Annotated in this window: 13 protein-coding genes; 8 read left to right on the plus strand and 5 right to left on the minus strand. The window is 33.4% G+C overall.

Features of this window, described 5'->3' with window-relative positions:
- Positions 1 to 34: 34 nt before the first annotated feature.
- Together CLU97_RS23770 and CLU97_RS16250 are read right to left on the minus strand one after the other, a co-directional pair.
- Positions 35 to 181, minus strand: a complete 147-nt coding sequence (locus CLU97_RS23770) for a hypothetical protein (protein WP_183084592.1) — start codon at positions 179 to 181, stop codon at positions 35 to 37.
- Positions 182 to 291: 110 nt separating this feature from the next.
- The gene (locus tag CLU97_RS16250; RefSeq protein WP_121488855.1) at positions 292 to 2,115 is read right to left on the minus strand and encodes a S41 family peptidase; all 1,824 of its coding nucleotides are present in this window, start codon (positions 2,113 to 2,115) and stop codon (positions 292 to 294) included.
- Between the two features lie 154 nt (positions 2,116 to 2,269).
- Here CLU97_RS16250 and CLU97_RS16255 point away from each other — a divergent pair, with 154 nt between their 5' ends.
- The 5 genes from CLU97_RS16255 to CLU97_RS16275 all read left to right on the plus strand — a co-directional run bounded on the left by CLU97_RS16255 (position 2,270) and on the right by CLU97_RS16275 (position 8,249).
- On the plus strand, positions 2,270 to 3,916 hold the full coding sequence (locus CLU97_RS16255; RefSeq protein ID WP_183084593.1) for an ABC transporter ATP-binding protein: 1,647 nt from the start codon (positions 2,270 to 2,272) through the stop codon (positions 3,914 to 3,916).
- A 12-nt stretch (positions 3,917 to 3,928) separates the two neighbouring features.
- Positions 3,929 to 5,536 (plus strand): hypothetical protein, encoded by a 1,608-nt coding sequence (locus CLU97_RS16260; protein WP_121488857.1) that lies wholly within the window; start codon positions 3,929 to 3,931, stop codon positions 5,534 to 5,536.
- Between the two features lie 43 nt (positions 5,537 to 5,579).
- Positions 5,580 to 6,464 (plus strand): DUF6734 family protein, encoded by an 885-nt coding sequence (locus CLU97_RS16265; protein WP_317125988.1) that lies wholly within the window; start codon positions 5,580 to 5,582, stop codon positions 6,462 to 6,464.
- Between the two features lie 2 nt (positions 6,465 to 6,466).
- Positions 6,467 to 7,003 (plus strand): hypothetical protein, encoded by a 537-nt coding sequence (locus CLU97_RS16270; protein WP_121488859.1) that lies wholly within the window; start codon positions 6,467 to 6,469, stop codon positions 7,001 to 7,003.
- A gap of 184 nt (positions 7,004 to 7,187) precedes the next feature.
- Positions 7,188 to 8,249, plus strand: a complete 1,062-nt coding sequence (locus tag CLU97_RS16275; RefSeq protein WP_183084594.1) for a hypothetical protein — start codon at positions 7,188 to 7,190, stop codon at positions 8,247 to 8,249.
- Positions 8,250 to 8,344: 95 nt separating this feature from the next.
- Here the strand turns inward: CLU97_RS16275 and CLU97_RS16280 are convergent, their stop codons facing one another.
- The 3 genes from CLU97_RS16280 to aceB all read right to left on the minus strand — a co-directional run bounded on the left by CLU97_RS16280 (position 8,345) and on the right by aceB (position 12,083).
- On the minus strand, positions 8,345 to 8,917 hold the full coding sequence (locus CLU97_RS16280) for an OmpH family outer membrane protein (protein WP_121488861.1): 573 nt from the start codon (positions 8,915 to 8,917) through the stop codon (positions 8,345 to 8,347).
- A 184-nt stretch (positions 8,918 to 9,101) separates the two neighbouring features.
- Positions 9,102 to 10,382, minus strand: coding sequence for an isocitrate lyase (aceA, locus tag CLU97_RS16285; protein ID WP_121488862.1), 1,281 nt, complete (start codon positions 10,380 to 10,382; stop codon positions 9,102 to 9,104).
- A gap of 126 nt (positions 10,383 to 10,508) precedes the next feature.
- The gene (aceB, locus tag CLU97_RS16290) at positions 10,509 to 12,083 is read right to left on the minus strand and encodes a malate synthase A (RefSeq protein ID WP_121488863.1); all 1,575 of its coding nucleotides are present in this window, start codon (positions 12,081 to 12,083) and stop codon (positions 10,509 to 10,511) included.
- 126 nt (positions 12,084 to 12,209) lie between these two features.
- Between aceB and CLU97_RS16295 the strand changes: the two genes are divergently transcribed.
- The 3 genes from CLU97_RS16295 (at position 12,210) to CLU97_RS16305 (ending at position 15,363) form a co-directional block, all read left to right on the plus strand.
- Positions 12,210 to 13,691, plus strand: coding sequence for a helix-turn-helix domain-containing protein (locus CLU97_RS16295; RefSeq protein ID WP_121488864.1), 1,482 nt, complete (start codon positions 12,210 to 12,212; stop codon positions 13,689 to 13,691).
- 173 nt (positions 13,692 to 13,864) lie between these two features.
- Positions 13,865 to 14,518: a ComF family protein gene (locus CLU97_RS16300; RefSeq protein ID WP_121488865.1), complete on the plus strand. Its 654-nt coding sequence runs from the start codon at positions 13,865 to 13,867 to the stop codon at positions 14,516 to 14,518.
- A 158-nt stretch (positions 14,519 to 14,676) separates the two neighbouring features.
- A complete protein-coding gene (locus tag CLU97_RS16305; RefSeq protein WP_121488866.1) occupies positions 14,677 to 15,363 on the plus strand; it encodes an alpha/beta fold hydrolase in 687 nt (228 codons plus the stop codon).
- The last annotated feature ends 1 nt before the right edge of the window (position 15,364 follow it).

Here is a 15,364-nt window from a genome sequence, read left to right on the forward strand (position 1 = left end):
AAAAATTTGGTTTTGTTAAACAATAATGTTTTGGTTAGAATAAAATGTCTGTATCATCTGCTGTATCTCCGTAAGGTGGAAAACCGGCAAACGTTCCACAAGAATATCCATCGCAAAGTGATTCTACCTCTTTGGCAACTCTTTCTTTAATAGGGCTTGGTTTTACTAATTCTTTTTTCATAATAAATTAATTTGTTTTACAATAATTTAAGAGCTAGAGCAGAATCCGGTATCATCTTACCGATTCCTGGCAATTCTGATTTTAACTGAACATGTCTTTACTCATTCTTTTCATAATAAAAAATTTGAAATGGCTTTTTCAAGCACTTTGTCTTTATAGGGCTGTAAATCTTCAACAGATTGTATTTCAATAAATAAATCTGGTTTTATTCCTTTATCTTCAATGATTTTCTCATCTAAGAATATTTTTCTTTTGTCTCCCAAAGCATTAGTAATGACAGTTACACCTTCAGGCAAATATATTTCATAAGCAAAGGATAAAGCTCCTGCCGTGTGCTTGTCTTTGCTCACAATGTGTGTGGTATCTTTCCTATATTTTACGAGAGCATGTGCAATCATTTCTGCAACACAAGCTGTATCTGCATCTACCAGCACAACTATCTTTCCTTTTTTATGATAGTTATAGGATGTATTTTTTGATTCATTCACGATTACTGACTCTTTTTCACCTGCTTTATCATAACCGTAATTAAAAAAGACAAACTCATTACCGATAAAATAAGAAAGAAACTGTGATGCGGCTAGAAAATCACCTCCGGTACACCCTCTTAAATCCAGTACCAATCCTTTTGAAGAATTAATAAGATCAAGATTATTAAGATAAGCTGTATTCAATTCATAGGTAATTTTATTAATCTTAAAATAAACCAGAGAATCATTTATTTTCTTTAGATATAAATTTCTGGGCTTGAAATTCTCAGGTATTTCATATTTATCTTTAATAAAGTACGTCACATTATCAGATTCTCCCGATGGTCTTATAAAGTCCAGGCTCATATAACTTTTTACAGGTTGCTTTAATAATTCATCATTAATTTCCTTATAATCCATATTCTTTGTAAGAGCACGACCATTTATTTTCAACAAAGCACTTCCAACAGGTATTTTTTTCTGCAATTCTTCATCAAATATTGCTGATACAACATATTTATCTCCTATCCGATAGGTGTATACCGGCGTAGTTCTCTTAGGCTTCTCACAGGCAGATCTTATTTTAAAATGGGGATCACTAATAGTACGGTTCAAATAACTGTTGATGGAATCAACAAATTCACATTTAGATAAATAGATATTGCGATCAAGAAACTGTTTACTTGATTTTAAAAAGCTGTTTTTATCAATTTCTTTTTCTTTATAAAAAGGATAATCTTCCAATAAAAGCAATATAGTTTCTGCCAATAATTCTTTATTGTCAATCTTCCCTACATTATCTACATCAATACGTCCTTTAAAGTTTTCGTTAGTAACATTTTCAGGAAAAGATGCCAATTCACCATGAGATTGAAAAGGATTAGATTTTTGCTGGCTGGTATATTGGCTATTATCAAATGGTTTTTTTTGAAAAACAGAGGAAGGTGAAATTTCATCTTTTATTTTATAATTCACCAGGTCCAATGATGAAAATACCAATTCATAAGGAAGTTCTTTTTCTTTAACCTCAAACTGAATTTCAATTTTTTTCAGATAAGCATCCTTATCAAGGTTTAAACTTGCAATTGTGGGAAGTCCGTAACCATCAGCGGGATTAGGATTAATATTAACTTCTTTACGCTGATCGTTATTGGTTATTGTATATAAATGAATTTGTCCTATGTTTTTAGTATAGTATCTGAAGAACAATGAAACAGGCTCTTTGAAACGGTCTTTAATGTTTTCAGGAATGAATACTTCGGTATTCTTGGTTACCTTAAATGAAGTATTTTTACTTGGAAAATTATTATATACCGGAAAGAAAAAACTAGAGTTCTTCTCTTTACTGATAACAGAATATATTGGGGTGATTACCTCACTTTTATAGTATGCTCTAACCTGTCCGTTTACGGCATGAAAAAAGTGGAATAGACAGCAAATCACTATTAATTTGGCGAATTTCATCAAAGGTTATTGTTTTTGTTAAATGTATTAAAAAAATCTAAAACATTAGGCAAGAATAATGAAATTAAAATTAAAAAAAAAATTTTAAGTTTGTTTTATTAAACTTTTAACCATTTCAATGTTCAAATATTTTTTATCCTTTATGAAAACGCATATGAAGTTACAGGTAGTTCTGCTCCTGTTAATGATCATTAGCAGCGTTTGTTCTTTAGCATCTCCTTATGTCCTCAAAATAATTATTGATGATATTTTTCCTCACAAAACATATAGCTATCTGATTAGCACCTTGGGTATTTTAGTTTTAATCTATATCGTAAGGATTGGTATAGGGATATTATCAGATATAGCCTACACCAAGATAAGCAAGGATATCATTGCTGATATAAGAGTAGATGTATTCAGTAAAATCTTAAAAAAGAATTTAAATTTCTTCCGTGAAAATAAATCCGGGGAAATTGTTTTCTTACTCACCAATGATATCGGGAATATTCAGAATATGATGTCTTCTCTGGTGCTGGCTTTTCTGAACAATTTATTTACTGTTATCAGTGTACTTTTTATGCTTTTTGCATTAAATGTAAAATTGACGTGGGTAAGCTTAACGATTATTCCGTTTATCATTATCTGTTTGAAATTGTTTGTTCCCTATGTAAGGAAAACCTTTTCTGAAATTCAGGTGGAAGAAAGTAAGATCTATGATTATCTTATGAATTGCATCAACAACATAAGAGTCATACTCTCCTACGGAACAGCAGATTATGAAAAAGGAAGAGCAACAAGAATGCATGAAAAATTAATTAAAGTAAGCATCAAAGCTTCTTTATATAATGCTTTCAGTAAGAATACCACAACGTTTTTCATAGCAATTGGCCCTGTAATTGTCTTGCTTGTAGGGGGTAAAATGGTATTTCAATCTGAGCTGACGGTAGGTTCTCTCATTGCATTTATCCAGTATTTGAACAGAATATATAATCCTGTAATCAGCTTATCAAACAGTTATAATGATTTTGAAAAAGCAAGGGTATCTATGGAAAGAATTTATAAACATATCAGTAATGAAAATCCGGATGAAGCCAAAGTCAAGCAACTAAAAATGCATTATGAAGAAAACACTTCTATAAGCAAAATAGAATTCAGAGATGTTTCTTTTTCTTATGGTAAAAAAACTGTTTTAGAAAATTTAAACCTCACCTTTGAAAAAGGAAAATTATACGGAATTATAGGAGAAAGCGGTAGTGGAAAAAGCTCAATAATTAATTTACTGTGTAACCTGGAAAAAGCAGGTACTGGCAACATTATTTGCAATGGTATAGATATAGAATCCTTCGGAAACTGGTCACAACACATTGCTTTAATAGAAAGAGAAAATCAATTGTTCAATGATACTATAGAAAACAATATTTCTTACGGCTCATCTATTCCGAAATCTGATATTTTAGAAGAAATCATTTCAGATTCAGAGTTAATCAATGTTATTGCTGAAAAGAAAGATGGGATGCAAACCCATATCAGTAATTATACTACTGTTATTTCTGACGGACAAAAACAAAGAGTCTCTATTGCCAGAGCTTTATTAAAAAAACCTTCCCTTATAATCTTTGATGAGGCTACCTCTGCTTTGGATATCCAGCTGGAAAAGAAAATTGTGGAAACCTTAAAAAGAAAATATTCAGACTCCATTATTATTATTGTGACTCACAGACATAATTTACTGAAGGATCTGGACGCTGTCTATAAAGTTCATAACAAAACGATAATCAAGATTCATGAAAATCTCTTAACCAATACCGAATTACATTAACTCAAATTTAATATGTCTAATTTAAAAAATCTCTTTTCTTGCATTGAAAATGGTGAAAAAATACTTTTGTCATTTGATTCTTCTTATTTTGTGCTCAATGGAGAACTTGATTTAAGGATCATCAGAACGCTTATCTCTACTATTTCACAATATCCGGATAATGAATTTATTATCAATGATCAGCTAGGACTATTGCATAAAATTATTGAAAAATCAGGTATTTCTATTTTAATCAATAAAAATATTTCCATTATATCCCAAAAAATTAATGATATTGACTACAGCAGATATAACACTATTTTTTTTGTGGAAACACTAAAGAGAGAATCAGAAAAAATTTTAAAAGCAAAAGCTTATTCTCAGCCCCAGAAGGTCGTATACTTTTCCATTTCTATGATTAAAGATTTATTATACCTTTATGAGAAAGAAGAAACATTGAGCCAGGCTTGTGAACAGGAGTTATTCTTCCCAAATGTTATGAATGAGATCATTAAGAGAAATTCCCTTAATGAAATGAAACCGGTAAAAAATATCATTATCTTGGATGATCATCTCAGGGAATTTTATATTGGTGATACTCATATGTGGCTCTCATCAATAAGGCAGCTACAATCAAAAACAGACAGTACGGTTACTATTGCATGCGGAAATGATCTTTTTTATAATAAAGTCATCCAGATTTTTACATCAGAACCCTTTCCGGGAATTCATATTATTCCTTTGAACTGGGATGCTTTAAATATTGAGTCATTTGATACTGTTATTTGTCATCAAAATTCAATTCTGGGATTATTACATTTTTACCAGCAGCATCCAGATACATTTTCAGAAAAAAAAATATACCGTTTTGCTCCCAATACAGATTTTAACAATCTTAAAATAAAATACCCGTGGGATATAAATCATCTTCTTAAAAATACATTAGGAATTGAGAAAAAAATTCAGATGATCAAACAACTAAAAAGACAGACCCACAAAGAAATTTACTTATCTGAAGAAGAAATAAATGCTGCCGATGAATGGCTAATAGAGAATGGACACTATAAAGGAAACAACCTTTTTATCATATTTGATGAATCTTCTTTTTCAGAGAAAACGTTAGATTTTTCTAAAACATTGTCATTAATTCAATTAATTTTGGCCAACCCTAAAAACCAAATTGTTCTGTTTGATTATCAAAATATAGGAAAAAGAAGCAGTCTGCATCCTTATTTGACCTCATCGGAATACAATAGAGTTATATCGGTCAATGGAATGAATATCAGAAAAGAAATGGCTATTATGGCTAGTCCTGCAATTTCCTCAATTATCGGACCTTGTACGGGTATGATGCATCTTGCTAATGGAATTTATTTTGAACTGTTAAATAATAAAAGAAGAGCTAAGCAGCAGATTCCTTCATTAATTGTATATTGTGGTTCAGGAATAGATGCCAGAAATTATCATCCGCGCTATTGGTGGCAAGGAGCCATGGTGAAATGCATTGCTGCAATACAACAACAGGAATTAATTACCGTAAAGGAATTATATGAAATGCCGTTGGATATTGAAGAATTTCACAATCAGTATTTACCTGTTTCAGCTATCCAGCCTGAGCACATAATGTCTCTTCTTAATTAATAAAAATAAACTAATAGTACCCCATGAAAATAGTCCAAAGCTTTTGGTCAAAACCCTACCATTCCAGAGATCTTTTTTCTTAAACTCCGGTGGATGGAGCCATCGAACATTTAATTATATGAGCTGGGCATTAAGCTGCCTGCGGTTTAAAAAATTTTATAAAGTTGATCTCGTTACTGATACCTTAGGCAAAGAAATATTGATTGATACTTTAGAACTACCCTACGACAATGTATCTTTGAAACTAGATGAATTGAATGATAAATATCCCAACCCCAAAAACATCTGGGCGCTGGGAAAAATTTATGCATTTGAAATACAACAGGAACCCTTCATCCATGCGGATGCTGATGTATTTATCTGGGAGAGATTTCCGGAAAAAATTGAAAACGCAGCACTTATATCCCAACAGCTTGAGCAGGATGCAGGCTACCATGAAGGAAATTTAAAAGAACTATATTCCCGCCTTGAATATATTCCTGATGTTATCAAATCATATTATAATAAAACCGGAGATGCCTCTCAGTACAATGCAGGTATTATAGGTGGAAATAATTTTACATTCTTTCAGGAATATGCAAAACTGGCCAGGGAAATAGTAGACAAAAATTTTAATGTAATCGGGAACACAGATTTTTTAATCAATAAAAATGCATTTCCTTGTTTTTTTGAGCAATATTTATTTCTATGCATGGCCCGAGAAAAGGAGCTTAATGTAGAAGTTCTTATTGACAGTTCCAAGTCCAAAGAACATATTTTTCAAGAGCTTATCAACTTCCACAATGCACACCAAACCCATTATATTCATTTACTTGGGGCATACAAATTAGCATACAATAATGCCAAAATTGTATCATATTATCTATGGAAGGAATTTCCTTATTATTATGAAAAAATTATTAACCTAATCCATGAAAAAAAGATATAGCCATGAGTGATTTGAAATTAGATTTATTTACTGATGAAATCAATCTGAAACTTCTGCATGCCAACACAAGCATGATGATTGTAAGAAGTTTATTGAAAGAACTCAAGAAAGCCATTGAAAAAGATAATATCATTAAATCTTCGGCTGATCTTGAACAATTTAAAAATTTTGAAAAAACGAATATACTGAAAAGCATAGAAGCTGTTCAGCTTGATAATGATGCATTTGGCAAGTTAAAGCTTCATGTTAATCCTTATCTTATTTTTGCAGAATCAAAAATAACTGAAAACGGGCTTGTTGAAGACATTGAAAATGATATTATTCTACAACCTAATTTTCTTCCTATAGGATCATTACACTATGTTCCCACTTATTTGCATAAAAATGATAAACAGCTTAAAACACTAAAACTAAAATATAAAAGCTTCTCACCTGAACAGATTGAAGGTATTAATGATGATAACAGTGATACAATAGTTGATCTGCTAAAATCTTTCCTACTAAAACAATATTTAACAACTGCTCCTGAAAATGAATAATTTTGCTTTAAAAGATGGTGAAAAACTACCTTTTCTAAGACAAATTCAGGATTATCATAAGTATTCTGCATTAGGAAGTACCTGGATGATCACCAGATTAGATTTCAGGAATCTTAATCTCGACAAATTTGAGAAGGTATATTTTGAGCTGATAAATGAACAATCTATTTTAAGAACTATTTTTGTGAGAAATAGTGAAGGATTAATTCTCAGAAATACTATTTCGGCATCCTATTTTGACATTAAAATTTTCAATGTAAATAATATTACAGAAATAGATCATTTTTTTGACTCATTTCATACCGATTACAGATATTCAGAATTATCTGCTCCCTTACTTAAGGTATTTATATTCAATCTTTCCAATATAAGCTATGTTTTTCTTTGTATAAACCATATTATTTGTGACAGACATTGCCTCGATAAAATCAGTGACAGTCTGATAAGGAAATATATCAATCCGGAATATGTATTGGGATTTTATGATTTTGATGAATATTGCAGGACAAGAAATTCCAGCCTATTAAAAAAGTTTAATAACGATTATTCTTTTTTTGAACAAAAATTCAACCATGGAGTTGAAAATAATATAGATAGCACTAATGAATATTTATGGATAAAAAATATCTGCAACCTTGAATATAATTACTATTTAAAAAAGAAAAAACCATTAACAACAGATTCTTTAATCAGATTAGATATACAAAAGCTAAATCACATCAATATCAAAAGTTTGGTAATCTGCTCATTACTAAAAACACAAAGGAATTTTTTGGGTAAAAATAATCATGTAGGCTTTTTATTCAGAGATTCTGTGCATCCCAATTTTAATAATTGTATCGGGGAACTAACTGCAGAAAGCTCCGTCTCCTGCAATCCTGAAAATATAAACTATTTAACCATCAATAAAGAGCTTTTTAATGCATACAGAAGGCCGATATTCAATTATCCAATGTACAATTTAAATGAACTTTATTTGGAAGAAAATACAATACCTGTTTTTTTGAATTTTAGCAAAACAAAAGTCGAATATACAGAAACTACCTATTTGTTTAATCCATCATTTTATGAAGCAGCTGTTTTAAAAGGAGATATTGAGCCCAATATTATTTTATATGGCAATGGATATTTACTTTGCAGATGGCTTTTTGACGAAAATAAAATAGGCAAAGAAGATATGATTAAATTCAAAAATATGTTCGAGAATAATATTAGGAATGAAAGCATATTGCTATATAATAATTAAAATCTCATATCTTATTATAAAGACTTAAGACTATTATAAAAAACGGAACCAGATATTCTCTGATTCCGTTTTTATTTTGGGTCTATTTGAAATTCTTATTTAGATTTCCCAGCTGGTTTAGCAGGAGCTGCTGTACCACCTAACTTGCTTTTTACTATATTAGTGATATCTTCACTTCCGTCAGTATAAAGAAGGTTATTAGATTCCTGTGCTGCTGTATCAAACACAAAGCTCAAGCTTCTTTCTTTTGCTACTGCATAAATTGCATCTCTTACTTTCTTCTGAAGCGGGCTAAGCAATTCATTTTGTTTAGCAGAGATATCTTTAGCAGCCTGAGATCTTGTTTCTTCAATCTTCTTGCCTAAAGTCTGCAATTCTGTTTGTGCAGCAATTAATTCTTTAGTTACAGCTTCTTTATTTGCTTCGCTTAACGTTTTTTCTTTATCCTGAGCAGCTTTCAGTTTAGTCTGATAATCATTGATCAGCTTTTCAATTTCAGTCTGCTTAGTCTTCGTTAGATTATCAATAGTAGCTCCTATAGTTTTTACTTCAGATAAACTTGCAAAAACCTCCTCTGTGTTTACACTTCCAACTTTCTGTTGAGCATTTGCGGCATTTGCAGTAAGTGTTAGTCCTAATGTAATAAAAAGTACTTTAATTAAATTCATTTTTAATAATATTTTTTTCGTCCCCAAATATAATTCAAATTTCAATTACTTAGGATGTGATATTTCTTCCTTTATTATTTTGAATCTTAAATAAAATAAAAAATAAGTTTAAAAAGCCTTAAATAAAGAAAAACCTTCCCACATAAAGAGAAGGTTTAACATCAAAAAAATATGGAAAAAATGACTAATGGAATTGTGCGGTTTCCGTAGAATCCTTCATTGCAACGGTAGCTGAAGAGCCATTGGTAACTATATTCTGTACTTCATCAAAATATCCTGTTCCTACAAAAGACTGATGCTTCACCGCTCTGAATCCTTTTTGCTGCAATGCAAATTCGCGTTCCTGCAATTCGGAATATCCGGCCATTCCTCTTTCTTTATATGCTAAAGCCAATTCAAACATTGCTGTATTCAAAGCATGGAATCCTGCAAGGGTAATAAACTGGAACTTGTAACCCATTTTAGCCAGCTCTTCCCTGAAAGTAGACATTTCCTCTACGCTAAGTCTTGCCGCCCAATTGAATGAAGGTGAACAGTTATAAGCCAGCATCTTCCCGGGGAATTTGGCATGAATTCCTTCCGCAAATCTTCTTGCCTGCTCCAGATCAGGGTTCGAGGTTTCCATCCAGATCAGATCTGCGTAGGGTGCATAAGACAAACCTCTGTCGATGCCCTGCTCTACTCCGTTTTTCACTACATAAAATCCTTCGGAAGTTCTTTCTCCTGTCACGAATTTTTTATCCCTGTCATCAATATCAGAAGTCAGTAAATCTGCTGCATCCGCATCTGTTCTTGCAATAATAAGACTTGGAACTCCCAGTACATCGGCAGCCAGACGGGCAGCAATCAGTTTATTCACCGCTTCCTGAGTAGGCACCAATACTTTTCCGCCTAAGTGACCGCATTTTTTGGCTGAAGAAAGCTGGTCTTCAAAATGTACTCCAGCTGCTCCCGCTTCAATCATCTGTTTCATCAGTTCAAAAGCGTTGAGATTACCACCAAAACCTGCTTCTGCATCAGCAATAATCGGCACCAGATATTCTTTATTTCCGGCTCCGCTCACAGACTGTACCTGATCTGCTCTTAACAGTGCATTATTTATTTTTTTCACTACAGAAGGCACTGAATTGGCAGGATACAACGACTGATCCGGATACATTTCCCCTGATAGATTAGCATCTGCAGCTACCTGCCAGCCTGAAAGATAAATAGCTTCCAGCCCTGCGTCCACTTCCTGCACTGCCTGATTACCCGTCAGTGCACCAAGTCCTGCCACATAATCCTGGGTATTTAATTTATCCCAGAATTTTTTGGACATTTCTGTAGCTATCGTATACTCTATGGTATAAGATCCACGGAGTTTTAAAACTTCTTCTGCTGTATATGGCCTTTTTACACCGTTCCAACGTGGATTTGTCAGCCAGTCCTGCTCTATAGCCTGAATTTGTTCTTGTCTTGTTTTCATAATATTTGGATTTTGTTTGATTAAGTTTGAAAGTAATTTTGTTGCCAGATGCCAGTTCTATTGTTATTGTTAATTGATAATTGGGTTTTCAAACAGCAACTATAAAACCAGCAACCAACATTTTTACTAAATAAAAGGATATGCTTTAAGGGTAAGAAATTCTTCAAATTTTTCACAGAAAATCAGTTCATTGAAAAGTTCTTTCGCAAGATTAAATTTTCCGTTGCTGAAACGGCTTTCTCCAACATACTTTTCAATATTGTCCATTTCTTCTTTTTCCCATTGCAGCACCATGCTTCGGGTTAAAGTTCTGTCGTCACTCAGTACAGCTTCATTTTTCAGCCATTGCCAGATTTGTGTTCTTGAAATTTCTGCAGTAGCTGCATCCTCCATCAGATTATAAATGGCTGCCGCACCTGTTCCCATAAGCCAGCTTTCAAGGTAAAGAATTCCTACGTTGATATTTTTCCGGACTCCTTTTTCAGTAATATCTCCTTTTGGAATTTCAAGCAATTGACTTTCCGTTATATGATATTCAAATTTTTTATCGATCTGATTTTTGGAAGGCATATACTGATCAAAAATTTCTTTTGCTACAGTTACCAGTGCCGGGTGTGCCACCCAGGTTCCGTCATGGCCGTTTTTCACTTCCCTTTCTTTATCATTTTTTACTTTTTCAAAAGCTATAGTATTGGCTTCGTCATTGTCTTTTACAGGAATCTGGGCAGCCATTCCGCCGATAGCATGTACATTTCTTTTGTGGCAGATTTCGATTACCCTTTTTGAATAGGCACTCATAAAAGGAAAAGTCATGGTCACCTGATCTCTGTCCGGAACAATGAATTCTGGAAGGTTTCTGAATTTTTTAATATAAGAGAAAATATAATCCCATCTTCCGCAGTTCAGTCCTGCGCTATGTTCTTTTAACTCAAATAAAATTTCTTCAATCTGAAATGAAGCTGTAATGGTTTCTATTAAAACAGTGGCTTTAATGGTTCCTTTTGGAATTCCCAGATAGTTTTGTGCAAAAACAAAAACTTCATTCCACCAGCGGGCTTCTTTATAATGTTCCAGTTTTGGAAGATAAAAATAAGGACCACTGCCGTTTTCCAAAAGTTGTTTTGCATTTCTGAAAAAATACATTCCAAAATCTGTCAGCGAACCGGAAGCTTTCTCTCCATTGATTTCAATATGTTTCTCCGGAAAATGAAGACCACGTGGACGAACCTGCAAAACAGCAGTTTTTTCATTAAGGGTATAAGCTTTTCCTTTTTCATTAACAAAATCAATACTGCGGTTAACAGCATCGGAAAGATTAATCTGTCCCTGAATACAGTTTTCCCACACCGGCGAGCTGCTGTCTTCAAAATCCGCCATAAACGTAGATGCTCCGGAATTTAAAGCATTGATGATCATTTTACGGTCAACAGGCCCGGTAATTTCTACTCTTCTGTCCAGCATATCATCAGGAAGCGGAGCGCATACCCAGTTTCCGTTTCGGATGTTTTCTGTTTCTTTTAAAAACTCAGGAAGATTTCCGTTATCAAAATTCTTCTGTGTATTTTTTCTTTCTTCTAAAAGCTCAAGTCTTTTATGATTGAAATTCTGATGAAGCGAAATCAGAAAATCTACCAAATCCGGAGTAAATATTTCTTCAAACTGCTTCTCTGACTTTATTTTCAATTGAGTCTTAGTTTCCATAACTTATTGATTTTGTGATTTGATATTACAAACATAAATAAAAATATTCACAAATAGCGAACGTTCGCTAAATTTATTTAAAATTTATTATGCGAATAATCGCATCTAATTATTTATATTTGAGTAATGAATTCAGAAAGCGACTATATCAAAACGGTTTTCGGACTAAAACTGAAACAGCAGAGACAAAAGAAAAACTGGTCTCTTCAAGATCTTGCCGTAAAGACAGGATTGTCAAAATCCTATCTCAACGAAATTGAAAACGGAAAAAAATATCCCAAGCACGATAAAATCATTCAGCTTTCTGAAGCGCTGAACTGCACTTTTGATGATCTGGTTTCTACCAAGCTTGATAAAAGTCTGGCTCCATTCAATGAAATTCTTCAATCTGATTTTTTTAAAGAAGTTCCGCTGGAGCTATTCGGAATTAATAAAAATAACCTCATCAGTATTATCAGTGATGCCCCCAAAAAAGTAACGGCTTTTATTAATGCACTGATCGAAATTTCACAGAATTATAATCTTGGAAAGGAAAGGTTTTATTTTGCGGTATTGAGATCATTTCAGGAATTGTACGATAATTATTTCCCGGAAATTGAGGAAAAAGTTGAACTGTTTACAAAGGAAAATCAACTAAAAATCGAAAAAAACTTAAAGTCTGATATTCTGGAGAAGATTCTTACAGAAAAATTCGGATATATTATTCAATCGGAAGATTTTGAGAAATACGGAACTTTGGATAACCTACGCTCTCTTTTTATTCCAGAGAAAAAATTATTGCTGCTGAATCAAAAACTGGAAAAGGATCAGAAAACTTTTATTCTTGCAAAGGAAATCGGATTTAATGTTTTAGAGTTAAAAAATCGTCCCAACACCTATTCATGGCTTGATTTTGGGAGTTTTGAGGAAATTCTGAACAATTTTTACGCATCCTATTTTGCAGGAGCTTTGCTAATTTCAAAAGAACCTGTCATTGAAAAAACTTCAGAGCTTTTTCAGCAAAATAAATGGGAACCCAAAAGTTTCGAAAGCCTTATCAACAGTTTCACCCGATCACCGGAAACGTTTTATTACCGACTTACTAATATCCTTTCGGCAGAAATGGGAATCAAAGATTTATTTTATTTGTGCCTGGTAAAAAAGAAAAATTCAGATAAAATTCAGATTTTAAAAGAGCTTCACCTGAATCATCAGCAGGCTCCTCATGCCAATGCAACCAACGAACATTATTGCAGAAGATGGATTGCTGTAAAAAACCTTGACCATTTAAAAGAAAATGAAACGCTGACGGATGCTCAGATTTCCCATTATAAAGATCAGGGCATAAGCTATCTGGTGATTTCCACTTCACAGAAAAATCCTTTTTCTGATGGGAGCAACAGAAGCTACTGTCTCGGTATTCTACTCAATCCACAAACAATAAAAAAAATAAGTTTCATTAAGTCTCCTTCTTTAAAAACCATCAACGTTGGTGTTACCTGTGAATCCTGCAGCATTGCAGATTGTGAAGTAAGACAGGCGCCTCCGGTAAGGCTGGAAAAGGAGCATTTTAATCTGAGTATGAAGAATGCTGTAGAGAAGATCACGAGGAGTTTTGAGGATGTGTAAGAGTGAATAGTTAATGCAGAATTCAAGGTGTAAGGTGCGAGGTTGTGAGTATGGAAAAGCTTTCCTTCTGCCAAATGAAATGCCTTTGCGAACATTAGCGTTAATAATAATTCACCATTGACTTTGCGGAGCAAAAATTGACAATTATTTTATATCTTAGTAAAAACACACACATGATATTAGATTTATTGTTTCCGAACCGCTGCATCCGCTGCAATAGAATCATTGGTCCTGAACTTTTAGTATGTGATCTTTGCTTTAGCCAGATTCATTTCACCCACTACAATTATTTTGAAAACAATCCGATTAAGGAAAAATGCAGTTTATTCTTTCCGATCGAAAATGCTTTTTCTTTAATACAGTTCGAAGAAGAAGGCTTAAGCCGGAAAATTATTCATGAGCTAAAGTACCGAAGCCGGGAAAAAGCGGGTAAGATTCTCGCTGACTGGACAGCAGAACGTCTGGATTTTAACAACGAAAAACCTGATTTACTGGTAAGCGTTCCTCTTCATCCCAAGAAGCTGAAGGAACGGGGATATAATCAGCTTCATTTATTTACAGAAACTTTATCTTCACTTTACAACATTCCTTTTGATCACCAGTTAATCAAAAGAAATCATTATTCAAAAGCACAGGCTTTAAAAGACAAGAAACACAGATTGGAATCTATCAACACATTTTCCGCCACTCAACCCATTACAGGAAAGCATATTCTTCTGATTGATGATGTTTTTACAACAGGAAATACAGTTTCATCGGTTGCCTGGGAGATTTTAAATGCCGGGAACAACAGAGTGAGTGTTTTGGTAATGGCGGTGGATGTTTGATGCTGGATGCGAGGTGTAGAGATCATCTTCAAAAATATTATCAAAAACCAGAGTCCTCAAACTCTCAGACTCTATAACTCTCAAACACACTCACTCTCCTACCCAATCCATTTTCACTATTCAATTCTTTTTCCTAATTTTCCGGAAACTATACAACTATGCCCAATCTGCTTTTACTACACGGAGCTTTAGGTCACAGCGACATTTTTAAACCTTATATGAATACGCTGTCCCGATATTTCACGATACATACTCCTCTATTTTCAGGACACGGAAATCAGGAACTTCCTGCAGATGGCATCAATACTAAAAAGTACACTCAGGAATTATCCGAATATTGTAAAACAAATAACTTAACGGATGTTTTCATCTTTGGCCATAGCATGGGAGGTTATATCGCACTTTGCTACGCCATAGAAAATCCTGAAAATGTAAATTCTATTATCACGCTGGGAACAAAGTTCGACTGGACTGAAGAACAGGCTTTGAAAGAAAGTAAAATGCTTAATCCGGATGTTATTCTTGAAAAAATTCCGAAATACGCTCAGCTTTTAGAATCACAACACGGAACAAAATGGAGACAGCTTCTTCCTGCTATTGCTGATTTAATGATTGATTTAGGTAAAAATCCTCCTTTGGAAAATAATTTGGCTTCAATTAATATTCCGGTTCAAATTATGGTGGGTGATAAAGACAATATGGTTACTATTGAGGAAAGTGTAAAAGTTTACAGAAGCCTTCCTAATGCAAAATTGGCCGTACTTCCGGATACAAAACATCCTATGGATAAAGTACGACCTGATTTATTATTGAACTTAATAAAAGATTTCTGGAATCTTTCTTAAA

This window comes from Chryseobacterium sp. 7, assembly GCF_003663845.1.
GTDB lineage: Bacteria > Bacteroidota > Bacteroidia > Flavobacteriales > Weeksellaceae > Chryseobacterium.